This is a genomic window from Pseudomonas sp. 05N431, assembly GCF_056397005.1.
The window spans coordinates 200749-222839 of sequence record NZ_JBFTMN010000002.1; the positions used below are offsets into that span (position 1 = coordinate 200749).

Sequence of the window (22091 nt, forward strand, 5' to 3'; positions counted from 1 at the left end):
TCAGCAGACGCATTAGCGAAAACGATTTAATGCAGGCTGTCGGGTTTTTCGGCGTTCAGTTGCGCCAACCAGGCAGCCTTGCATTCCTCGGCCTCATTACGGTTTGAGAATGCAGTGCCTCGTTGCTCGCCATTGAGCAAGACGACCCAGCACACGCTTTGCCCCGCTGCCCGCAATCCGGCAGGTACGCCACTGCCAATCATCACCGCCACATCGACTTTGCTTTGCATGAGAGCACCTCGGAGTTTTTCATTAGCTTCCTAACAATGTAGAAATGTTAATGAGTCCCGCCCCCTGGAAATAGCCGCCTGCCTGCACAATTTCCTTGCATAACCGGTAACAATCACGCGTCTCCAGGAGCCGCCTTACCGTGGGCTTTCAGGTTTGTAACCTAAGCGCAATCCACCCCAATGCCGCCCTTTGAGCATGATCGGAACCGACAAGTCATGCATCAATTCGCCCGTATCACGAGTATAGGTCTGAAGTAGTACAGGCTGTTGATGGCTGCCACAGCGAATACCGGTACGGTCACTGAATTTGCGTTTGGTGCGGTTGTGCAACGTGTCGACGTGTACGTCGCCGGTCAGTGGCTGACTGAAGATCGCATTGTGCGTCGGTACGTAGCCTTGCTGGGTACAGGCGATCGCGAACACCAGACCTTCATGCCGCTTGAGCAAAGGTTCCTGAATCCCCGGCAGCACCTGATCGGCGTAACGGTCAAAACGGGTCTGGAACTTGGTCGGCGCCGTGTTGGGAATTGCCTGATAGTTGCGGTCGAACAGGTCCTCCAGACTGACGCGCCCCTGGTCGATGTCCTGCGCGAAACGCTCTGCGATCTGACTGGCACCTTCGCGTGCCAGGTCATAGATCCGTTGGTGGTAGTCGTCCAGTCCGACTTCGGCGAGGCGTTCGCTGATGGTCTCGGCCTGCCCCTCCATCTGCACCGCCGCTTGCGCCAGGTGCCGGGTTTGCTGATCACTGACCGCCAGGTCGCTGCGCATCTGTTCGACGGCATGAAACAGGCTGTCCAGTTGTTGGTGATTATTGCTTGAGCCGCTGGCGATTTCACCGACCTGGGCTTCAACCCCGGCGGCCAGTCGGGCGATGTTTTGCAATTGTTGCCCGGTGTGCTCGACTTGCTCGACACCGCTGTTCAAGTCACTGGACAGCTGGCGGATCTGCTCGACCACCTGCGCGGTGCGCTGCTGGATATCGGCCACCATCATTCCGACCTCCCCCGTTGCGGCAGCGGTGCGCCCGGCCAGCCCGCGGACTTCATCGGCGACCACTGCAAAACCACGGCCATGCTCCCCGGCCCGCGCCGCTTCAATCGCCGCATTCAGCGCCAGTAGATTGGTCTGGCTGGCGATCGTCTGAATCACCAGCGTCACTCGCTGGATGTCTTCACTGCGCACACTCAGGGCTTCGATCAGCTCACGGCTATCGTTGGCGCGAACGCTGAGCTGATGCATCCGAGTAATCGATTCGGCCAGCACGGTGCTTCCCAGAACACTGCTCTGGTGGGCTTCGCTGGCGGCGCTCAAAGCTTGCTGGCTGAGTTGTGAAGTCGCCTTCTCAGTCCCGATCATGACTTCGGCACTGCTGACGATCTGCGCGGCAGCATCGAGTTGCGACTGCAGTTTGCCGGCCAACTGCTTGACCGAATAGGCCACACCCGCAGCAGACAGTGCGTTATGACTGGTGGAATAAGAAAGATCGCGGGTCAGCTCGGTGATCGCACTGGATGTGTCGGCGACGGGAACGTCGACGGTTGCCCGCGAACGCAGACGGGGCAGCCAGATAATCAGCACCGCCACCGGTAAACAGAGATAAAGCGACCAGCCGCCGAGTGCCAAGGCGCACAGCAACAGCATCAAGGCGACGCTTTGCAGCGCAGGCGCCAACCAGCGTGCATCAGCCTTGGGTAAAACCCGCGATTGCGCTGCTGCACCAGCCAAAGATCCGTCGCCTGCCATGTTCGTTACCCCCACTGCGTCTTCTATTTGTTGTATCAGCATTAAGCGCCACTAGAAGGCCATTATCTATGGTCCATTAGTCGGGGTGCTTGCAGCAGATCAATAGAAGTGCGGGGATATTTTCCAGGCGACAAAAAGCTTCGCGGGCAAGCCCGTTCCCACAGGTGAAGGGTGATCTGTGGGAACGGGCTTGCCCGCGAATGGGTGCTACTGAATCAGGCCTGACGCTGGTGCTTGTCGATTTGCTCGTGACGCTCTTGAGCTTCGATGCAGTACTTGGTGGTCGGGCTGATCAGCAGGCGTTTCAGGCCGATCGGCTCGCCGCTGTCGTCGCACCAGCCGAAGGTGTCGTCGCCGATACGCTCCAGCGCTCGTTCCAGCTGAGGCAGCATGCGCTGATCACGATCAATGGCGTTGACCAGCCAGGTGCGCTCTTCCTCGACCGAAGCCGCGTCAGCCGGGTCAGCCGGGGTATCCAGGCTTTCAATGGCGATGCGGTTCTGTTCGATGCGCTCGTGGGTTTCCACTTTCATGGCTTGCAGCAGCTCAGTGAAAAAAGCCTGTTGCTCGGCATTCATGTAGTCATCCGCCGGCATGGCCAGCAACTTTTCCTTTGTCATTGATTTCTCTATAAAAAATACGTGCATTAAGGCGAATCAGGGAGCTTTCCGGTCGACCTGCAAGGCCTCGGAAAGGCGCCGTACATTCCAAGCGCCACCCGGCACTCAATTTACGAGGGGCGGCAGTCTAAGGCCGACTTGCAACCTCAGCAACTGAAAAGACAGGGAATTTGTCCGATAAAGCCCTTAAATTGCTCTCTGGCAAGCTTTGAGGCGGTTATCGGAGTGCGTTTATAGCAAGAAATTCAATCGCGCGGCTGTATATAGAAGACAAACGGCTACGCCACGCAGGTCAGCGTGGCGTAATTCACCGCGAAAAGTGCCTTTAGAACACGGTTTCGACCTTTATCCCGCCGATCACCGCCGAATCGACTTCACGCACACCACCGGGGTAACGCACGTATTGCAGGTTCGGTCGTACGGTCAACCAGTTGGTGACATGAAAGCCGTAATACAGCTCGGAACTGTATTCGCTGTGCTGCAGCGGGATACTCGCCGGATCGTTGTAGTCGGTCGCGCCGTTGAGCTGATTCTGCAATTCGGCGCGCTCGCGGTAGTCACTATTGGTGTGAACCCGCGCGACACCAAAGCCGATCGCATCCTTGGGCCGTGAATCAAACGGTCCGGTGTACACCATCCCCGTCTGCATGAAGTTGTCGACCTGGTTGGTGTCCTTGTCATGCAGCGTCAGGTTGGCGAACAGCGACAAACCTCGGCTGGCATCGCCGTGATGACTGGTGATCTGCTGCTGCGCCACCAGCCAGTAACCGGACTTGCTGCTGTGAGACTTGAACGCGTTGCCGGTCAGCGGTTGCGGCTGACCGTTGACGTCCTTGAGCACGTCGTCGGCATTCGCGGTGCTGTAGTAGTAGCCGACCCGGTATTCACCCGGCAGCCCCTGGACTTTCGGCGACCAGACCAGCTCTACCGGGAAGATCGTGCCCTTGGTGCCGCTGCCATCGAGCTTGAAGCCGTTGCCGACTTCCAGGTTCGACGGGTTCTGGTTGTAGGCGCCGACCTGCACGAACACTTCAGGGTTTAGGCTGTATTTGACCCGCCCGGCCAACTGACTGACAGGCCAGTTGTACCAGATGCTGCCAGCCCAGTTGCCCACCTGGGAGCCGCAGAAGGTCAAGCTCTGGAAGTCGCAGGGGAAGCTGTTGAAGTCTTCGCCGGGACCAAAGCGACCGACCTTGATGTCCAGCGCGCCGTCATCGAGAAAGCCCTTGCTCAACCACAGCTGGGTCAGGCGCCAGGTCTGGCCACGGCCGTAGACTTCCTGGGAGGAGTTGTAACCACCCACGCGCGGGTCGGCAATCCGGTCGTTGGTCAGGCTGCGCCCGTCGCGCTCGGTGATCGCCATTTTGAAGGTTGCGTGTTCGAGGCCCATGGCCTTTTGCAGATCGACCTTGAGGCCGAACACGAACTGCTCGGTCCAGCGTGCGGTCTTGTCGTCGTTGTAGCCGCCCTTGAGGTTGCTGGCAAATTCACCGCCGTGCTCCAGCTGAATGTCGTAGCCCTTTTCCAGCCAGTCGGTGCGCAGACCGCCCCAATCGCCAGTCAGCCATTTCGAATCGGCCGAGAACGCATCCGCCGCCAGGCAGTGTCCCGCGCTGCCCATGGCCGCCAGCAGCAGGCACGGGGAAAGGTACAAGGTTGATTTTCTTACGCCCATGGCAAAGCTCACCTTCATTATTGTTGTTAAGGTTTTTTTCAGTGCGAGATGTGGGTATTGCGAAGTACAGCCTTTGGACGCCGGACCTGTGGGAGCGAGCCTGCCCGCGATGCAAGCGCTGCGGTTTTCCTGCAACACCGCGGTGATGCTATCGCGAGCAAGCTCGCTCCCACACAAGCATTGCTCCCATGGAGGGGCAGTTCAGCGCTTGAGTTTGCGCTTGTTGCGGTATTGGTCGATGACCACCGCGACGACGATGATCAGGCCTTTGATGATGTCCTGAATGTAGGCGTCGACGCCGACGAAGGTGAAGCCGCTGGCCATTACCCCGAGGATCAGCGCGCCGATTACCGTGCCGGTAATGCGCCCCACGCCACCCGCCAGGCTGGTACCGCCAATCACCGCTGCGGCAATCGCATCCAGCTCATACGACATGCCCATCCCGGCCTGCCCGGTTGCGGCACGGGCCGACGCCACCACGCCTGCCAGCCCCGCCAGCAACCCGGCGATGCTGTAGACGATTACCAGATGGCGTTTGACGTTGATCCCGGAGGTGCGCGCCGCCTGCATGTTGCCGCCGATGGCGTAGGTGTATTTACCGTACTTGGTGTAGCGCAAGGCGATGTGGAAGATCACCGCCACCACCAGAAAGATGATCACCGGCATCGCGCCGTGGCCGATGGCCGTGTAGGAATCCGAGAGCATGCTCACCGGCTGGCCTTCAGTGTAGTAACGCGCCAGGCCACGGGCCGAGACCATCATGCCCAGGGTGGCAATGAACGGTGGAATCCCGGTGACGGCAATGATGCTGCCGTTGATTGCCCCCGCCAGCAGCCCGACGCCGAGCCCGGCAATCACCGGTATCCACACCGGCAAGTCGGTCAGCGACGGAAACACCGCCCGGGCAAAATCCGAAGTCTGCGCCAGGCTGGCGGCAATCATCGCCGATAAGGCCAGTACCGAACCCGACGACAGGTCGATGCCGGTGGTGATGATCACCTGGGTCACGCCAATCGCCAGCAGGCCGATGATCGACACTTGCAGGATCATCAGGACCAGCCGCTGGGAGTTCATCAAAAAGCTCTGGTCACGCACAATCCAGCCGAACACTTCAAAAACCAGACCGATGCCGATCAGCACCAGAAAGATGCTCAGCTCGGTCGGTAAGCGCCGGCGACTCTTGACCGGCGCCATTGCAGGCTTGTTTTCCAGTATCGCGTTCATAACCACTCACCCTTCTATCGCGTTGCCGGGCGCGGAGGAAACCGCCGCCAGCCTCAATTCGTTGAAAAACTAGTGAACCGCGGTCATCCCGGAGGCCAGTTGCATGACCCGCTCCTGGGTTGCCTCGCTGCGGTCGAGCGTGCCCATCAGGTCGCCCTCGTGCATGACCATCACCCGGTCGCTCATGCCGAGTACTTCCGGCAGCTCCGAAGAAATCATGATCACCGCCATGCCTTCGCTGGCGAGATAGGAAATCAGTCGGTAAATCTCGGCTTTGGCGCCGACATCGATGCCGCGGGTCGGCTCGTCGAGAATCAGGATGCGCGGGTTGGTCATCAGCCAACGGGCGAGCAAGGCTTTTTGCTGGTTGCCGCCGGACAAGGTGTCGATGCACTGTTCCAGCGACGGGGTTTTCACCCGCAGCTTCTTGCACATGTCTTCGCACAGGGCGCGCAAGGCTTTCTGCTGGATAAAGCCGTTGCCGACGTAATGCGGCAGCACCGCCATTTCCATGTTTTCCAGGACCGACAGGCACGGGAACAGGCCGCTGAGCTTGCGATCCTCGGTGAGCAACGCAAAGCCCTTTTCGATGGCCATGTGCGGATCGCTGATACGCACCGGTTGGCCGTCGAGACGAATTTCACCGCCGTCACTCGGGGTGATGCCGAAAATCGCTTCGGCGACGTTGGTCCGGCCCGAACCCATCAGCCCGGCGATACCGAGGATCTCGCCGGCATGCAGGTCGAAGGAAACGCCCTGGAAAACCCCGTCCAGACGCAGGTCACGGACCGACATCAACAGATCGCCGATCGGCTTCTCGCGCACCGGGAACAACTGGCTCAGCTCACGCCCGACCATCATCGAGATCAGGCTGTCGCCGTCCATGCTGTCGGCCCGTTGCAGGCCGATGTAGGCACCGTCACGAAACACCGCGACTTCGTCGGCGATGCTGAACACTTCGTTCATCTTGTGGGTGATGTAGATGATGCCCTTACCCTGGGCCTTGAGGTCGGCAATGATCGAGAACAGATGGGCGACTTCCTTGTCAGTGATCGCCGAGGTCGGTTCGTCCATGATCAGGATGTCCGAGTCGTAGGACACCGCTTTGGCGATCTCGACCATCTGCCGCTCGGCGATGCTCAGGTTGCCGACCTGCTCTTCCGGGTCGAGGTTGATCCGTAGCCGTTCCAGCAATTGCGCGGTGCAGCGGTGCATTTCCCGGTGATCGATCATGTGAAAACCGTTGAGCTGCTCGCGACCGATCCAGATGTTCTCGGCGATGCTCATGTGCGGCATCAGGTTGAGTTCCTGGTGGATCATCGCGATCCCGGCCTGCAAGGCTGCCAGCGGCGTATCGAAGGTCACCGGCTTGCCGCGCAGACGCAGCTCACCGGCATCCGGCTGATAGATGCCGGCGATGATTTTCATCAGGGTGGATTTGCCGGCGCCGTTCTCGCCCATCAAGGCCAGCACCGAACCCGGACGTACCCGCAGCTGGACATCGGACAAAGCCACCACACCGGGAAAACCCTTGCTGACGTTGACGATCTCCAGCAAGTACGGCTCATCGACAGGTACGGCGTTTGGCTGGACACCCGCCAACGGGATGCTCGAAGCAGTCGCTGAAGCGAACATGATCAGGTACTCCATCAGCAAGGTTGGCAATGCCACCTTGCATGCTTATTGTTGTTTTTGAACGGACTGACTATTTGAACTGGTCAACGTTTTCCGGGGTGATCAGGCGATATGGCACCCACACCGCCTGCTCGACTGGTTCGTTCTTGGCCATCTTCACGGCAGCGTCGATGGAGTCGACAGCCTGGCCGTTGGCGTCCTGAAACACCGAGACCGCCAGATCACCTTTCTTCACGGCGCGCAGGCCATCCGGAGTACCGTCGACACCGGCGATCAACACACTACCCTTTTCCACGCCGGCCTGTTTCAAGGCCATTGCGGCGCCGATGGCCATCTCATCGTTGTTGGATACGATGGCGTCGAATTTGCGGCCCTGGGTCAGCCAGTCGTTGACCAGTGTCATGCCTTTATCGCGTGACCAGGTCCCGGTCTGCTCTTGGTCGATCTTGATGCCCGGGTACTTGGCCAGCACCTCTTTGACGCCCTTGGTACGGTTGGTGGTGGAGTTGTTGGCGAGGTCGCCGAGCAGGATGACGATGTCACCCTTGCCTTTCATTTTTTCGGCGAGGTACTGCATCTGCATCTGGCCGGCTTCCAGATCGTTGGAGGCCACGGTAATCACGCCTTTGGGCAGGTTCAGGTCATCGGGACGACGGTTGACGTAGATCAGCGGAATCCCGGCCTTGACCGCCGCTTCGGTGATTTTTTTGGTCGCGGCGGTATCCACCGGATTCACCACGATGGCGTCGACTTTCTGGCTGACGAAACTTTCGACCTGGCTCAGTTGCTTGACCACGTCGCTGCGGGCGTCTTCGAACTGCAGTTTGACGCCATCGGGCATGGACTTGGCTTTCTTGTCCATGGATTCGCGCAAGTAGGTCAACCAGGTGTCATCGAATTGCGACATGCTGACACCAATCCTCAGGTCAGCGAGTGCAGCACCGCTGGCAAGCATCAGGGACAAGGCAAGCGAGGCGAAACGGATCTTGGTCTTCATGAAAAGTCTTTCTCCACATTCTTGTAGGTTTTATGGATAAGGCGCAGGACGAATTCAGTGAGTGGGCAAGCGAACGATCGGTGCACCGGGAATGCAGCACACCAGGGCGCCCTTGCGTTCAACGCAAAGGAAACCGGAAAGGGAAAGGGTTTGAACATGAGGCAGGAACGCGCTACGTAAAACGTGCAGAGCAGAGCTGAAGGTTTTCATCGACGGTACCTATCGTTGTTTCTTGTTTTTGTTTCGCCCTCCCCCGCACTCAAGACTGGCTTGAGGTCGATCGGGACGTTGATAGTCGGCAACCTGGAAACGACTTTATTGGAATTTAATTTCCATATCAACTCATTTTAGAATTTTATTCTGTTTTTATTCCATGACCGCACGCAGGCTTCATTTCAACCACCTGGCGGCGTTCGAAACTCAGCCGCGCGGCGTCTAGAATGCGGGTGGTCGCCAGTGCATCACGGGGCTCGACCGGCAGTGGGCCAGCGCCTTGCAACGCGGTTTGCAGCTGTAAATAGAACTGATTCCAGCAACCGCGCTCAGACGGAATCCGCTCGCGCTCGTCACCGTGCTCGAACCAGCCCCAGCGTCGATGCTCTTCAACGCCCCAGCGATCACCTTCGGACATTGGCGTCAGCCCGGCCAGCGCCAGGGCCTCTTGTCCGTCCAGACCGTCGACGCTGTAGCAACCCGCCGTGCCGTTGACCCGAAAACGCGGCCCGGGAATGTTTTGCAGGCAACTGCCACTCAAGTGCGAGGTCACGCCATTGGCATGGGTCAGCGAGAGGAAAAAGCCGTTGTCGTAACGCTGATCTTCAGTGAGGTAATCCAGTTCGGCGTAGACCCGCGTCACAGGTCCGAACAGTTGCAGCGCCTGATCCACCAGATGACTGCCCAGATCGCGCAGGAACCCGCCGCCGCTGCCCTTGCCCACTGACTGCGGTGAGTAGCGCTCTATGCTGGACTCAAAGCGCGTGACCTGGCCCAGCGCTCCGGAGTCGATGAGTTTGCGTACCGTGAGGAAGTCCGAATCCCAGCGCCGGTTCTGATAAACGCTGAGCGGGACTTTGTGTAACTCGGCAGCGGTCACCAGTGCTTCGGCCTGCTGCGCATCGGCGGCGAAGGGCTTGTCGCTGACCACCGCTACCCTGTGCTCAATCGCTTCGAGCACCAGCGCCGCTCGCCCCTCCAGCGTGGTGGAAATCACCAGCACATCGACCCCGGCCTCCACCAACTGGCCAATACTGCCGAAGGCCGGGACGCCGGGGTATTCAGTCGCCAATAGCTGACGGCGCTCGGGTGAACGCGTGACCACGCCGACAAAAGTCGCCGCCGGCAAGCTGCTGATCAGCGGCGCATGGAAAAACCGGCCACCGTGGCCGTAACCGACAAGTCCGATTCGCATGAAGCTTTCCTTATAGATAGTCGCCGGTTGGCGAGGCTCTTGTGGGAGCGAGCTTGCTCGCGATGCAGGCAATGCGGTTTATCAGAAGCAGCGCGTTGATCCCATCGCGAGCAAGCTCGCTCCCACAGGTTCGGTGCACGGCTTCAGCGACAGAGTTCGCTTTTGACGCGCTCCAGCATCATCCGGTTGGACTCGTCCGGGCGATCTTCCCAGGCGAATACCGAGACCGTGGCGATGCCGTCGAACTTGATCTCGCGCAGGGTGCTGAAGAACGCTTCCCAGTCGACCTCGCCCTGACCGATGTCCAGATGCTGGTGCACGGTGGCCGTAACGCCCGGCGGGTTGACGATGTAGCGCAATCCCGACGAAGCCTTGTGGTTGTAGGTGTCGGCGATGATCAGGTGGCTGAGTTTGGAGCCCGCGTACTTGAGCATCGAGGCGATGTCGCCTTTGCCGTCGTCGTAGAAGAAGGTGTGCGGCGCCGCGTAGAGGTAGTTGATCCAGTCGCGATCAAGACCGCGAATGATGTCGACCGACTCGTTATTGCGCTCACAGAAGTCATACGGGTGCGCCTGGATATCGAGCTTGATGCCTTCGCGTTCAAACTCGGGAATCAGCTCGTCCATGGAGCGCATGAACTGGTTCTCGCAGACCAGCGGGTTATCCGACTGACCAGTGAATTCGGTGTTGACCAGCTCACAGTCCATTTCAACGGCAATCTGGATCGCGCGCTTCCAGTTCCGCACCGCCGCCACTCGCAAGCCCTCATCGGCGGCGGCCCAGTGGTACATCGGGAGCAAGGACGAGAGCTTCACCCCGGTGTCGCTCAAGGCTTTACGAAACTCCTTGATCCGCGCCTTGTCGACACGCGGGGCCTTGTAGAACGGCAGAAAATCTTCCCGGGGTGAAAGCTCGATGTGCTCGTAGCCGAGCTCGGCGACCTTGTCGACCATCTTGCCCAGGGACAGAGTGCGGTACATGTAGGGGTCTAGTGCGATGCGCATATTCTTGTTCTCCTTAACCCAGGCCTGAGCCCAGACATCAACCCTGTGGGAGCGAGCTTGCTCGCGATAGCGGAAGGTCAGCCAACATTGATGTTGAATGTGCCGCCGTCATCGCGAGCAAGCTCGCTCCCACATTGGATTGTGGTTAGCCGTAGAAACGGGGGCGGTCTGGCAGTGCGACTTTGATGATCGCCCCGCTCTGTTGCGCTTCGATGCAGGCGTCTGCCGCCACCGCTGCCGCAAAACCATCCCACGCCGAAGGCCCGCCAACCTGCCCGGCGCGAACGCCATCAATGAAGGCTTGCAACTCAACGTCGTAGGCGGCGATGAAGCGGTCCTTCCAGTCCATCAGAATCGCGTTGGACAGCTTGGCCCCGCTGCGCATCTGCACCTGCGACGGCTCCGGCAGCTTGGCGATGCCGGTCTCGCCAACCACTTCGCACTGAATGTCATAACCGTACTGGCAGTTAACGAAGACTTCGACGTCGATGCGCGTGCCCTTGGCGGTTTCCAGCAGGACAATTTGCGGGTCTTTCAGGTGGGCGTGGGCCTTGCTGGTCTTGCGCGGGAACACCACTTGTACCGACACATAATCGTCATCGAGCAACCAGCGCAGCACGTCCAGTTCATGGATCAGCGTGTCGGTGATCGCCATGTCGGTCTTGTAGTTCTCACCCACGGTCGGGTTGCGGTGAGCACAATGCAGCATCAGCGGCTCGCCGATCTGGCCACTGTCAATCACCGCTTTGAGTGCTCGATAGCCCTCGTCATACGGGCGCATGAAACCGACCTGCACCAGACGTTTGCCATGGGCCACTTCAGCTTCGACAATCTTGCGGCAACCTTCGGCAGTCACCGCCAGCGGCTTCTCGCAGAACACCGGTTTACCCGCCGCAATCGCGGCCAGCACGAACTCTTCGTGGCTCGGGCCCCAGGAGGTGACCAGAATCGCTTCGACTTCCGGCGCCTTGATCAACGCGTGGCCGTCCGGGTACACCTCGGCGGTCAGCTTCAGGTCGGCAACCACTTTGGCGGCCTGCTGCAAATTAATGTCGGTAACCGCCACCACCTGACTGTTGAGCAGGGTCTGGCTGCAACGACGGATGTGATCCTGACCGATGGCGCCGGTGCCGATGACGCCTAGCTTTAAAGACATGCGAAGACTCCTTCCTGTTGAGATGGCAGAGCAATCAGTACTGACGGGCCTTGGCCAGTCGTTCATTAAGGGTTTTGGCTACCGCATCGGTGCGGGCGCTGGTGGAGACTTGCGCCACACCCACCCGCCACCAGGACAGGTATTTGTGGATCATGGTCTTGGGCAGGACCTTGATGTCGATCAGCGTCGACACCGTCTGCAACCGCGCATCGGCCAGTGCCGCTTGCAGTTGCTCGACGGTGTTGACCTTGTAGGTCTTGCAGCCGTAGGCCGCCGCGCTCATGGCAAAGTCCACCGGGACGAAACCGCCATCGAGCTTGCCGGTCTCAGCGTTGCGGAAGCGGAACTCAGTGCCGAAGCTGTCCATGCCGTGCTCCATCTGCAAGTTGTTGATGCAGCCGAAGGTCATGTTGTCGAGCAGGATCACGTTGATCTTGCGCCGCTCCTGGATCGAGGTGGCCAGCTCCGAATGCAGCATCATGTACGAGCCGTCGCCCACCAGCGCGTAGACCTCGCGCGTCGGTTCGGCGAGTTTCACCCCGAGCGCGGCATTGACCTCGTAGCCCATGCAGGAATAACCGTACTCGACGTGATAGGTGTTCACGCCCTTGCTGCGCCAGCTGCGTTGCAAGTCACCGGGCAAGCTGCCGGCAGCGGCAACGATCACAGCATCGTCAGCCAGGGTGTCGTTCAACACGCCGAGCACGCGGCTTTGGGTCAGGCAGGAACCGGTCAGCTCGATGAATTCGCGCAGCACCGCCGGGTCCATGTGGTCGTTGATTTCCGGGATGAAGTCCTGGGTCTGGTATTCGACCTGATAGACCCGATCAACCTCTTCCTCCAGTTGTGCCTTGGCCTGACGTGGTTGATCGCCCCAACTGGAGCGGTAATCGGCCAGCGCTTCGGACAATGCCTGCAAGCCGGATCTGGCGTCGGCCAGCAACTGCACGCCATCGAGCTTCAGTGCATCGCACGGGCTGATGTTCAGGTTGAGAAACTTCACCTCGGGATGCTGGAACAGCCATTTCGACGACGTGGTGAAGTCCGAGTAGCGCGTTCCGACGCCAATGATCAGATCGGCTTCCTTGGCCAATAGGTTCGCCGCCAGGCAACCGGTTTCGCCAATCCCGCCGACGTTCAGCGGATGACTGGAAACCACCGCACTCTTGCCGGCCTGAGTCTCGGCGAAGGGAATGTCGAAACGTTCGGCAAACGCCTGCAACGCGGCATTTGCACCCGAGTATTTGACCCCGCCGCCGCAGATGATCAGCGGTTTGCGCTTGCCTTTGAGCAGCGCCACGGCATCGCCGAGCATGGCTTCGGTGGCCGGGCGACGGTCGATGCGGTGCACGCGTTTTTGCAGGAAGTAATCGGGGTAATCGTAGGCTTCGGCCTGCACGTCTTGCGGCAAGGCCAGCGTCACCGCGCCGGTTTCTGCCGGATCGGTGAGCACGCGCATGGCGTGGATCGCCGCGCTCATCAGTTGTTCCGGGCGGTTGATGCGGTCCCAGTATTTGCTCACCGCTTTGAAGGCATCGTTGGTGCTGATGCTCAGGTCGTGAAACTGCTCGATCTGTTGCAACACCGGGTCCGGCTGGCGACTGGCGTAGACATCGCCCGGCAACAGCAGCAAGGGAATGCGGTTGGCGGTGGCCGTCGCCGCAGCGGTCAGCATATTCGCCGCACCGGGGCCGACCGAGGAGGTGCAGGCGTAGATCTTGCGACGCAGGTTCTGTTTGGCAAAACCGATGGCGGCGTGGGCCATACCCTGCTCGTTGCGGCCCTGATGGACGATCAGGTCGCCGCTGTCCTGCTCCAGCGCCTGGCCGAGGCCGAGCACATTGCCGTGGCCGAAAATGGTGAAGATCCCGGCGACGAATTTGCTTTGAACCCCATCGACCTCGACGTACTGGTTATCGAGGAATTTCACCAGGGCCTGGGCCATGGTCAGTCGTGTTGTGGTCATGTGCGATCCTTCAATATACGAAGAAACCTTGTGGGAGCGAGCTTGCTCGCGATGGGCGCGACACGGTGGTGCCTGGTACATCGCCATCGCGAGCAAGCTCGCTCCCACAGTTGATCTCCATTAGGTCGATAGCGGTGTCAGGCCAGGGAGTTCTTCAGGTGATCCATGCTTGCGCCGATTGCCTGGCGGATATCCGTCAGCCCGTGCACGCTGTCGGCGAACGGTTCGAACGACAGGTAGCCGCTGTAGCCGGTGCTGAGTAAGGTATCGATCTGTGCCGCGTTGCCGAGGATGTCGCCCTCGCCTACAAGCACCCGATGCCCATCGCGGATGCTCGTCAGCGGCGCTTGCGCATCCTCGACGCCCGAGATGTGCACCAGCCCGGTCAGCTCAGGGAAAAACTCGTGTTCACTGGCCAGATGGTGGTGAAAGGTGTCGTGCACCAGACGGAACACATCCAGCCCGCCAATAGACTTGATTGCATCCACTGCCATGCGTTTACGCCGCAGTGAACACTCTTCGAAACCCAGCGGTTCGATGAACCCGAGAATCCCGTACTCGCGCAGGATCGGCGCCAGTTCGCTCAATGCGGTGCGCAGGCCGGCGCTGCGTTCAGCTTCGTTGCGCGGGTCGGCGCGATCATTCAGCGGGCACATCACCAACCCTTGCGCGCCGCAATCGCGGGCATAGGCGGCAAGTTTCAGGGCGTGTGCGCGGCGCTCGTCGTTCCAGACATCGAACGGGTACAGCGCGTTGATCGACAGCACACTGATTCCGTTGGCCCGGCACAACTGACGCACACGCTCGGGCGGTGTACCGTCTTCAATCTCGATGCCCTTGAGGTCGTTGCGGATCTCGATGGCATCGGCTTTCAGGGCTACCGCCAGCTCAATGAATTCAGGCAGTGACAAACGTGGGGCGACCATACGGTTCAGGGCGAAACGCAGGGGCTGGCTCATTATTCTTGTTCTCCGCACTCAAGGTGTTTATTTGGCAGTGGGCATGCTGAATTCAGGGCCTTTGGCGATGCTGTCCGGCCAGCGCTGCATGACGCTTTTGTAGCGGCTGTAGAAACGAATGCCTTCTTCGCCATAGGCATGGTGATCGCCGAACAACGAACGCTTCCAGCCACCAAACGAGTGCCAGGCCATCGGCACTGGAATCGGTACGTTGATCCCGACCATCCCGACCTTGATGGTGCGAGCAAACGCCCGGGCAATCCCGCCGTCGCTGGTGAAGCACGACACGCCGTTGCCGAATTCGTGGGCGTTGATCAGCGCCACGGCGCTGGCGAAATCTGGCACCCGAACGATGCCCAGTACCGGACCGAAGATTTCCTGCTGGTAGATGCTCATCTCGGTCGTGACCTTGTCGAACAGCGTCGCGCCGACAAAGAAACCATTCTCCGCACCCGGTACTTTGAAGTGGCGGCCATCGACGATCAGCTGAGCACCCTGAGCCACGCCTTCATCGATGAAGCCTTCAACCTTGGCCTTGTGCTCAGCGGTGACCAGCGGCCCCATGTCGCTGTCGCCCTGCATACCGTTGCCGACCTTCAACTGATCGATGCGCGGCAACAATTTGGCAATCAGCTTGTCGCCAACGTCGCCCACGGCCACGGCAATAGAGATCGCCATGCAGCGCTCGCCGGCCGAGCCATACGCGGCGCCAATCAACGCATCGGCTGCCTGATCCAGATCGGCGTCGGGCATCACGATCATGTGGTTCTTCGCCCCGCCCAACGCTTGCACACGCTTGCCACGGGCCGTGGCTTGCTGGTGGATGTACTCCGCAATCGGTGTCGAACCGACAAACGAAATCGCCTCGATGTCCGGGTGCTGCAGCAACGCATCGACGGCGCTCTTGTCGCCCTGTACCACGTTGAACACGCCGTCCGGCAAACCGGCTTCAGTGAGCAGGCGCGCCATCAGCAAACTGGCCGACGGATCACGTTCCGAAGGCTTGAGGATGAAGCAGTTACCGGTGACCAGCGCCAGCGGAATCATCCACAGCGGCACCATCACCGGGAAGTTGAATGGCGTGACCCCGGCGCAAACGCCCAACGGTTGACGCAGATTCCAGTTGTCGATGCCGCCACCGATGTTGTCGCTGAATTCGGTTTTCAGCAGGTTCGGCGCACCGCAGGCGTACTCGACGATCTCGATGCCACGAGTGACTTCACCCTTGGCGTCGGAAAAGACTTTGCCGTGTTCGCGGCTGATGATTTCCGCCAGCTCATTGTGATGACGGTCGAGCAGTTCCTTGAACTTGAACATCACCCGCGAGCGGCGCAGCGACGATTGCTCGGACCAGGCCGGGAACGCCCGCAGCGCCGAAGCCACGGCTTCATTGACGGTCTGCTGGCTGGCCAGCCCGACCCGCGCCTGAATCGCGCCAGTGGCCGGATTGAAGACATTGCTGAAGCGCTCACTGCCAGTGTCCTGCACCTGGCCGTTGAGGTAGTGGCCGATAACCGGGGCATCACTCATTGTTTTTGTTCTCCAGTCAGTCTTCAGAATTCAGAGGTCCAGCAGCCAGCTGTGCTGCGGATCGTTATGGAACTGCCAGACCCGTTTCGGGCCGGCCATCACGTTCAGGTAATACGACTCGTAGCCGTAAGGCACGCTGACCGGGTGATACCCCTTGGGCACCACCACCAAGTCGCTGTTTTCCACGGCCATGGCCTGATCGATAGAACGGTCGTCGGTGTAGACCCGCTGAAAAACGAAGCCTTGCGGCGGGTTGATCTGGTGGTAATAGGTCTCTTCAAGAAAGCTCTGGTGCGGCAGGTCGTCGGTGTCGTGCTTGTGCGGCGGGTAGCTCGACGAATGCCCGGACGGTGTGCGCACCTCCACCACCAGCAGTGAATGTGCAGGCTCGGTGTCGGGCAGGATGTCGCAGACGTAACGGGTGTTGGCGCCCTTGCCACGGACGCTGCGCTTCATGCTGTCGGGGGTGATCAGGCGTGGGCCTATGCCTGCCGATGCCGAACCGGGAGCAGCACACACGGCGATCTGTACATCGCTGAGGGCAACCACTTGCGCCTGACTGCCGGGCGGCAGGTAGGCGGCGAACGGTGATTTGTCTTCGAACACCGATTGGCGGTCGCCGATATTGTCCCAGTTGAACGCGCCCTGCCCCGGTGCTTCACCGCTGATATCAACCCGACCGCTGAGCAGCACCAGGCACAGTTCTTTATCGCCCGCACTGACCGGCAAGGTTTCGCCGAGGCTCAGGCGGTAGGCGCTGAAACCGACGTATTCCAGCGCTCCGGCAGGTAACTCGACCAGGGTCCGACCTTTTGCGTTGCTCCTGACCAGCAGGCTCATTGTCCGGTCCTCTGATCGAGCAAGGCGCGCAAGGTCTCGTAACCTTTCTTGGCATAGACATAGCTCGGCGCGACGGCCGGATCCTGCTCGGCCTCGACCACCAGCCAGCCGTGATAATCGGCGGCCAGCAACACATCGAGCAGCGCGGCAAAGTCGATATCACCGTCGCCGGGCACGGTGAACGTGCCGTTGATGATGCAGTCCGGGAAGCTCCAGAGATTGTTGCGCGCCAGTTGCACCACCGGTTTGCGCACGTCCTTGAAATGCACGTGGCAGATGCGCCCGATGTGTTTGCGCAGCACCTCGATCGGTTCGCCACCGCCCATGTAGCAGTGGCCCGAATCGAACAGCAGGCCGACTTCGCTGCCGGTCAGGGACATCAGTTTATCGATGTCCGCCGGCGATTCTACGTAGGCGCCCATGTGATGGTGATACGCCAGGCGCACGCCCCGGGACAGGGTGAAACGTGCCAGCTCAGTGAGTTTGTCGGCGTATTCCTGCCAGGCCTGCTCGGTGTGAAAACGCGGGCGCTCGACCAGAGGAATCCGCTGGCCCTGAATCGAATCGGCGACTTCACCATAGACCAGCACCGTGGCGCCGTTTTTCGCCAGCAACTCGACATGACTGCCGATGGCCTCGATTTCTTCAGCCACCGAACGCCGGGCCAGGCGGCTGGAATACCAGCCCGAGACCAGCGCCAGGTCGTAAGGCCGCAGCACGTCGCCGACACCTTTGGCGTCCTTGGGGAACTTGCCGTTGAGTTCAAAACCTTCGTAGCCGATGTCCTTGCCTTCGCTCAGGGCAGTGCTCAGCGGCGTTTCCCCACCGAGGGCCGGCAAATCGTCGTTGCTCCAGGAAATCGGGTTGATGCCAATTCGGATAGCGGGCATGGCTGCACCTTTTATTGTTTTCTCATAACCATTGAATGTGGCGCGAAACCCTGTGGGAGCGAGCTTGCTCGCGATTGCGGTGCATCAGACGACATTGATGTTGACTGTCAGTCCGCTATCGCGAGCAAGCTCGCTCCCACAGGCTCAGTGTTCACACATTGAAAATGTTCAGCTGCGGGCAGTGCGCCAGGCATTGATCAGTTCGACAAACGTGCCCTGCACTCTCTGGATCAGCGCTTCGTCATCGATCTCGCCGGCCAGCCACGCTCGGCTCGGCTCCTGGAAAATCGTCCGGCCTACTGCAAACCCTCTGCAGGTCTTGCTCTGGCTCGCTTGCGCAAAGCCTTCGGCCAACGCTGCGGCCGGTGCATTCAGCCCCAGCAGCACCACGCCTCGGCAATAGGGATCGCGCTCCGAAATCAGCTCGTCGAGCTGTTTCCACTCCTCGCTGCTTTGCGCCTCGATCTTCCACCAGGCCGGGAAAATGCCCAGGTTGTACAGGCGTTTGATCGCGCGATAGAGCACGTCCGGATGCGCTGACGGGTGATCCTTTGGCGGGATGATTTCCAGCAGCAACTCATGGCCGCTGACCTGCGCCGCCTGATACAACCCCTTGATCTGCGCTTCCTGTTCCAGACGCAACAGTGGTTCGTCATCGGGGTGAAATTGCACCAGGCACTTGATGATTTGTTCCTGCGGCCAGGCGATCAGGTTGCTGCCAATCGAACGACCATGTTCGAAGGCCAGTGGCCGTGAACCTTGTACTTCCACTGGACGCGCCACCCACCAGCCGCGACCAGTGGCGGCATTCAGCGAGTCCTGGCCGAAACGCTGGTCAGCCAGCAGACCGACATCCGCCTCGATGCCCTGGCGACGCAAATCCGCTTCGACCCGCTCCACGGCTTTGACGAACAACTGCTTGAGCTCGCCGATGCTGCTCAGTTCGCGACCGCCCTTTTGCGCCAGTTCCACCAGTTGCCCGCGATGGTCGAAGGCAAAGATGAACAATTGCTTCCAGGCTTTGCGTGGCACGCTGACCTGATGCAAGCGTTGCAGCACCGCGTCCTGATCCGGCCGGGTGATCGGCACCGGGCTGTTGAACAGGTAATCCAGCTCGGCGCGGGTCGGCATCGCCGGGGCGCAGGCGTGGCGTGAAACCACCAGGCCACCGCAGGCATTGGCCAACTGGCAGCAGCGTTCATCGCTGGCATCCTCCAGCCAGCCGCTGAGGAAGCCCGACATAAAGGCATCGCCAGCGCCCAGCACGTTGAGCACTTCGACCCGCACACCGGGATAGATCGCGCCGTCTTCAAGACGAACCGGAATCACCCCGTGAATCACCGTGCAGCCTTGCGGCCCGAGCTTGACCACCAGGGTCGCCGCCGTCAGACGACGGACATTGCGCAGTGCACTCAACAAGTCCTCGCTGCCACCGGCAATCAGGAACTCCTCTTCGGTGCCGACGATCAGGTCGAAACGCGGGAGGATTTTCTGTACGTGCTGGCTGACCTGCTGGTCGGCGACGAAACGGGTTTCGCCATCCGCCTTGCCTGCCAGGCCCCAAAGAACCGGACGGTAATCGATATCGAGAATGCGTTTGACGTTGTGCTTTTCAGCGTACTCCAGTGCCTGGATGCTCGCCTTGTAGACGCCGTCGGTAGAGAAATGCGTGCCGGTGATCAGCAAGGCTTTGCTGGAGGCAATAAAGGCTTCGCTGATGTCTTCGGCGCGCAGGGCCATGTCGGCGCAGTTTTCGCGGTAGAACACCAACGGAAAAGTTTCACGGTCCTTGAGGCCCAGCAAAACCATGGCGGTGAGGCGCTCCGAATCGACCTTGATGCCGCTGACGTCGCACCCTTCACGGGCCAGGGACTCGACCAGGAAACGCCCCATGTGGTCGTCCCCCACCCGGCTGAGCATGGCCGACTTCAGCCCCAACCGGGCCGTGCCGAAGGCGATGTTGGCGGACGAACCTCCGAGGTACTTGGCGAAGCTCGAGACATCCTCCAGCCGTGCACCGACTTGCTGTGCATAGAGGTCGACGCCAAGGCGCCCGAGGCAAATCAGATCCAATTGACGCCCACTGGCAAAACGAGTCTGGCCCATGCTGGCTCCTGTTATTTTTATCAGCCTGCGTTCGGGGCGGTGGTGGCGCCGAACACTCTTGGTGGATGCAGACTAAAACGTGAGGCGCCAACAAATCAATATTTATTCCAATAAATTTTTACGTGGAATATTTTTTCCAATAAACTTTTACAGAACCGCTCCAGACACCGTGCATCGTTTCAGCACGTGTCTGGCTGACCCACGGCTCAAGATTTTATTCACGCCTACCCTGTAGACTGCGCACAGCCAACCTATTGTCATGGGCAACGCTTCACCGAGCGGCCCTATAAGAACAAGCCAGAAGGATTATTTATGTCCCGCACCGATCAGCCGGCCACCGCCGAGACCACGCCGGAAAGCGACCTCGCCAGCCCCCCGATCAATGCCGAACGCTTGCTGCAGCTCATCACCAACGAATACGAAAGCCTGCCGCGCCAGCTCAAACGCATCGCCAGCTACATGAGCCAGCAGAGCGACCGGATCATGGTCGACCGCATCAGCGACATCGCCCGCGAATGCGAAGTGCACCCTTCGGCCATCGTGCGTTTCTCCCAGCGCTTTGGATTCAGCGGTTTCAGCGAAATGCAGGCGTTGTTTCGCGAGGCGTACACCCACAAGACCACGCCGGTGCAGAACTACCAGCAGCGTATTCGCAGCATGATCGCCAACAAGTCGCAGAAGGCCAGCGGCGGCGACCTGGCGCGCGAGTGCATCGACGCCACGCTGTCAGGCATCGAACGCCTGGGCCTGGAGCTGGATGACCAGTCCTTCGAGAAAGCCGTGGACCTGGTGGTGAATGCCGACAACATCTACGTGGTCGGGGTGCGCCGCTCGTTCGCGGTGGCCGATTACCTGGTCTACAACCTGCAACACACTAACAAGCGCATTCACCTGGTCTCGGGACTGGGCGGCAGCTACCGCGAGCAAATGCGCAGCGTGCGGGCCAATGACCTGGTGATCGCCATCAGCTTCACGCCCTATGGCAAGGAAACCCAGCACTGCCTGCGCATCGCCCAGCACCATCAGGCGAAAACCCTGATCATCACCGACAGCAACCTCTCGCCGCTGGCCAAACGGGCGAATACGGTGCTGCTGGTCAATGAAGGTTCTTCGTTTGCATTCCGCTCCTTGAGTGCAACTTTGTGCCTGTGCCAGGCGCTGTTCATCGCCGTGGCCTATCGCCTGGAGCTGAAGATGGATGAGATTCACGAGCAGGTCGGGTTCGAGGACTGACCTTCACCGCCATGATGGGTGTGGGCCTGCAATGAGCCCGGCACCCCGGCGCGATTCAGCCCGCCGCTCTCGATCCAGGCCTGGGTCGACTGATAAGCGCGCTGCAGCAGTTGATCGGTCTGGGTGAAATCGAACACCGAGATCCCCAGCGGACACAGCGGCGCGACCACATGGATCGCCGCTCGCGGTGAATACAGCTCAATGTCGCGCACCAGCTGGCGCATGCTCATCAGGTTCAAGGTGTGCAGCGCCAACGCCACCAGCCCCGCTGGCGGACTGGGGCAGTCACAACCAAACCCGGTCGGCACCACCACAACCCGCGTCGCGCCCAGGTAGACCGCACTGGCAATCGGCGTATTGCTGGCCACGCCGCCGTCGATCAACAGCTTGCCGCCGATCTGCACACACGGAAACACCAATGGAATCGCCGCACTGGCCAGCAACGCCTGCTCGGCACTGCCGCTGGACAGCAGTTCTTCGGCGCCGGTGAGCAAGTTGGTGGTGACGATGTGCAGCGGCAATTCAGTGTCTTCGATCTGCTTGAAGGGCAACGCCCGCCGCACCAGATGCTCCAGCGCCGCAGACTTCAACAGAAAGCCCCGGCGCCGAAAAATCGCCGACAGGCTGTCGAACAGCGAAAACGGAAACACATCGGCCTTGCGCAAACCGCGCCAGAAGTCCGCCAGCTCGGCCACCCCTTGCACGTTCGGCCGCGCAGCAAAGTACGCACCGTTGATGGCGCCGACCGAGGCACCGATCACCATATCGAACGACACGCCCGCTTCGACCAGCGCCTGCAACATGCCGACCTGAACCGCACCGAGGCTGCCGCCACCGGCAAGGACGAGCGCAGTTTTTTCTGCTGGCATGAC

Annotated in this window: 18 protein-coding genes; 1 reads left to right on the forward strand and 17 read right to left on the reverse strand. The window is 60.0% G+C overall.

The window, feature by feature from the left end:
• Nucleotides 1-26: 26 nt before the first annotated feature.
• From AC1DIG_RS03875 to AC1DIG_RS03950, 16 genes are all read right to left on the reverse strand, one after another.
• Nucleotides 27-230, reverse strand: a complete 204-nt coding sequence (locus AC1DIG_RS03875; RefSeq protein ID WP_477766222.1) for a hypothetical protein — start codon at nucleotides 228-230, stop codon at nucleotides 27-29.
• Between the two features lie 135 nt (nucleotides 231-365).
• Nucleotides 366-2018, reverse strand: coding sequence for a methyl-accepting chemotaxis protein (locus AC1DIG_RS03880; protein ID WP_477766223.1), 1653 nt, complete (start codon nucleotides 2016-2018; stop codon nucleotides 366-368).
• A 173-nt stretch (nucleotides 2019-2191) separates the two neighbouring features.
• The gene (locus AC1DIG_RS03885) at nucleotides 2192-2596 is read right to left on the reverse strand and encodes a TraR/DksA family transcriptional regulator (RefSeq protein WP_019691009.1); all 405 of its coding nucleotides are present in this window, start codon (nucleotides 2594-2596) and stop codon (nucleotides 2192-2194) included.
• 325 nt (nucleotides 2597-2921) lie between these two features.
• Nucleotides 2922-4271 carry a carbohydrate porin gene (locus AC1DIG_RS03890; RefSeq protein ID WP_477766224.1) on the reverse strand — a complete coding sequence of 450 codons (1350 nt, stop codon included), beginning with the start codon at nucleotides 4269-4271 and terminating at the stop codon, nucleotides 2922-2924.
• Nucleotides 4272-4472: 201 nt separating this feature from the next.
• Nucleotides 4473-5495 (reverse strand): ABC transporter permease, encoded by a 1023-nt coding sequence (locus tag AC1DIG_RS03895; protein WP_216744252.1) that lies wholly within the window; start codon nucleotides 5493-5495, stop codon nucleotides 4473-4475.
• Nucleotides 5496-5564: 69 nt separating this feature from the next.
• Entirely contained in the window at nucleotides 5565-7130 is a 1566-nt protein-coding gene (locus tag AC1DIG_RS03900; RefSeq protein ID WP_477766225.1) for a sugar ABC transporter ATP-binding protein, read from the reverse strand.
• 70 nt (nucleotides 7131-7200) lie between these two features.
• A complete protein-coding gene (locus AC1DIG_RS03905; RefSeq protein ID WP_477766226.1) occupies nucleotides 7201-8127 on the reverse strand; it encodes a sugar ABC transporter substrate-binding protein in 927 nt (308 codons plus the stop codon).
• 355 nt (nucleotides 8128-8482) lie between these two features.
• Nucleotides 8483-9535 (reverse strand): Gfo/Idh/MocA family protein, encoded by a 1053-nt coding sequence (locus tag AC1DIG_RS03910; RefSeq protein WP_477766227.1) that lies wholly within the window; start codon nucleotides 9533-9535, stop codon nucleotides 8483-8485.
• A 143-nt stretch (nucleotides 9536-9678) separates the two neighbouring features.
• Nucleotides 9679-10539 (reverse strand): sugar phosphate isomerase/epimerase family protein, encoded by an 861-nt coding sequence (locus AC1DIG_RS03915; protein ID WP_477766228.1) that lies wholly within the window; start codon nucleotides 10537-10539, stop codon nucleotides 9679-9681.
• Between the two features lie 145 nt (nucleotides 10540-10684).
• Nucleotides 10685-11695 (reverse strand): bifunctional inositol 2-dehydrogenase/D-chiro-inositol 1-dehydrogenase, encoded by a 1011-nt coding sequence (iolG, locus tag AC1DIG_RS03920; protein WP_477766229.1) that lies wholly within the window; start codon nucleotides 11693-11695, stop codon nucleotides 10685-10687.
• Between the two features lie 34 nt (nucleotides 11696-11729).
• Complete coding sequence (gene iolD / locus AC1DIG_RS03925; RefSeq protein WP_477766230.1) at nucleotides 11730-13661, reverse strand: 3D-(3,5/4)-trihydroxycyclohexane-1,2-dione acylhydrolase (decyclizing); 1932 nt, start codon at nucleotides 13659-13661, stop codon at nucleotides 11730-11732.
• 137 nt (nucleotides 13662-13798) lie between these two features.
• Entirely contained in the window at nucleotides 13799-14620 is an 822-nt protein-coding gene (locus tag AC1DIG_RS03930) for a TIM barrel protein (protein ID WP_477766231.1), read from the reverse strand.
• Between the two features lie 27 nt (nucleotides 14621-14647).
• Nucleotides 14648-16150, reverse strand: coding sequence for a CoA-acylating methylmalonate-semialdehyde dehydrogenase (locus AC1DIG_RS03935; RefSeq protein ID WP_477766232.1), 1503 nt, complete (start codon nucleotides 16148-16150; stop codon nucleotides 14648-14650).
• Nucleotides 16151-16180: 30 nt separating this feature from the next.
• Complete coding sequence (iolB, locus tag AC1DIG_RS03940; RefSeq protein ID WP_477766233.1) at nucleotides 16181-16990, reverse strand: 5-deoxy-glucuronate isomerase; 810 nt, start codon at nucleotides 16988-16990, stop codon at nucleotides 16181-16183.
• Complete coding sequence (gene iolE, locus AC1DIG_RS03945) at nucleotides 16987-17880, reverse strand: myo-inosose-2 dehydratase (protein ID WP_477766234.1); 894 nt, start codon at nucleotides 17878-17880, stop codon at nucleotides 16987-16989. The genes iolB and iolE overlap by 4 nt, the downstream gene beginning before the upstream one ends.
• Nucleotides 17881-18048: 168 nt before the next feature.
• On the reverse strand, nucleotides 18049-19986 hold the full coding sequence (locus AC1DIG_RS03950; RefSeq protein ID WP_477766235.1) for a bifunctional 5-dehydro-2-deoxygluconokinase/5-dehydro-2-deoxyphosphogluconate aldolase: 1938 nt from the start codon (nucleotides 19984-19986) through the stop codon (nucleotides 18049-18051).
• 312 nt (nucleotides 19987-20298) lie between these two features.
• Between AC1DIG_RS03950 and AC1DIG_RS03955 the strand changes: the two genes are divergently transcribed.
• The gene (locus AC1DIG_RS03955) at nucleotides 20299-21219 is read left to right on the forward strand and encodes a MurR/RpiR family transcriptional regulator (RefSeq protein ID WP_477766236.1); all 921 of its coding nucleotides are present in this window, start codon (nucleotides 20299-20301) and stop codon (nucleotides 21217-21219) included.
• Here AC1DIG_RS03955 and AC1DIG_RS03960 read toward each other — a convergent pair.
• A complete protein-coding gene (locus AC1DIG_RS03960; protein ID WP_477766237.1) occupies nucleotides 21192-22088 on the reverse strand; it encodes a patatin-like phospholipase family protein in 897 nt (298 codons plus the stop codon). The genes AC1DIG_RS03955 and AC1DIG_RS03960 overlap by 28 nt on opposite strands.
• Nucleotides 22089-22091 lie beyond the last annotated feature (3 nt).

Excerpts from the sequence above, each read along its gene's own strand:
- AC1DIG_RS03875 (WP_477766222.1), bottom strand. The coding sequence starts at position 230 with ATGCAAAGCAAAGTCGATGTGGCGGTGATGATTGGCAGTGGCGTACCT.
- AC1DIG_RS03880 (WP_477766223.1), bottom strand. The coding sequence starts at position 2,018 with ATGCTGATACAACAAATAGAAGACGCAGTGGGGGTAACGAACATGGCA.
- AC1DIG_RS03885 (WP_019691009.1), bottom strand. The coding sequence starts at position 2,596 with ATGACAAAGGAAAAGTTGCTGGCCATGCCGGCGGATGACTACATGAAT.
- AC1DIG_RS03890 (WP_477766224.1), bottom strand. The coding sequence starts at position 4,271 with ATGGGCGTAAGAAAATCAACCTTGTACCTTTCCCCGTGCCTGCTGCTG.
- AC1DIG_RS03895 (WP_216744252.1), bottom strand. The coding sequence starts at position 5,495 with ATGAACGCGATACTGGAAAACAAGCCTGCAATGGCGCCGGTCAAGAGT.
- AC1DIG_RS03900 (WP_477766225.1), bottom strand. The coding sequence starts at position 7,130 with ATGTTCGCTTCAGCGACTGCTTCGAGCATCCCGTTGGCGGGTGTCCAG.
- AC1DIG_RS03905 (WP_477766226.1), bottom strand. The coding sequence starts at position 8,127 with ATGAAGACCAAGATCCGTTTCGCCTCGCTTGCCTTGTCCCTGATGCTT.
- AC1DIG_RS03910 (WP_477766227.1), bottom strand. The coding sequence starts at position 9,535 with ATGCGAATCGGACTTGTCGGTTACGGCCACGGTGGCCGGTTTTTCCAT.
- AC1DIG_RS03915 (WP_477766228.1), bottom strand. The coding sequence starts at position 10,539 with ATGCGCATCGCACTAGACCCCTACATGTACCGCACTCTGTCCCTGGGC.
- iolG (WP_477766229.1), bottom strand. The coding sequence starts at position 11,695 with ATGTCTTTAAAGCTAGGCGTCATCGGCACCGGCGCCATCGGTCAGGAT.
- iolD (WP_477766230.1), bottom strand. The coding sequence starts at position 13,661 with ATGACCACAACACGACTGACCATGGCCCAGGCCCTGGTGAAATTCCTC.
- AC1DIG_RS03930 (WP_477766231.1), bottom strand. The coding sequence starts at position 14,620 with ATGAGCCAGCCCCTGCGTTTCGCCCTGAACCGTATGGTCGCCCCACGT.
- AC1DIG_RS03935 (WP_477766232.1), bottom strand. The coding sequence starts at position 16,150 with ATGAGTGATGCCCCGGTTATCGGCCACTACCTCAACGGCCAGGTGCAG.
- iolB (WP_477766233.1), bottom strand. The coding sequence starts at position 16,990 with ATGAGCCTGCTGGTCAGGAGCAACGCAAAAGGTCGGACCCTGGTCGAG.
- iolE (WP_477766234.1), bottom strand. The coding sequence starts at position 17,880 with ATGCCCGCTATCCGAATTGGCATCAACCCGATTTCCTGGAGCAACGAC.
- AC1DIG_RS03950 (WP_477766235.1), bottom strand. The coding sequence starts at position 19,986 with ATGGGCCAGACTCGTTTTGCCAGTGGGCGTCAATTGGATCTGATTTGC.
- AC1DIG_RS03955 (WP_477766236.1), top strand. The coding sequence starts at position 20,299 with ATGTCCCGCACCGATCAGCCGGCCACCGCCGAGACCACGCCGGAAAGC.
- AC1DIG_RS03960 (WP_477766237.1), bottom strand. The coding sequence starts at position 22,088 with ATGCCAGCAGAAAAAACTGCGCTCGTCCTTGCCGGTGGCGGCAGCCTC.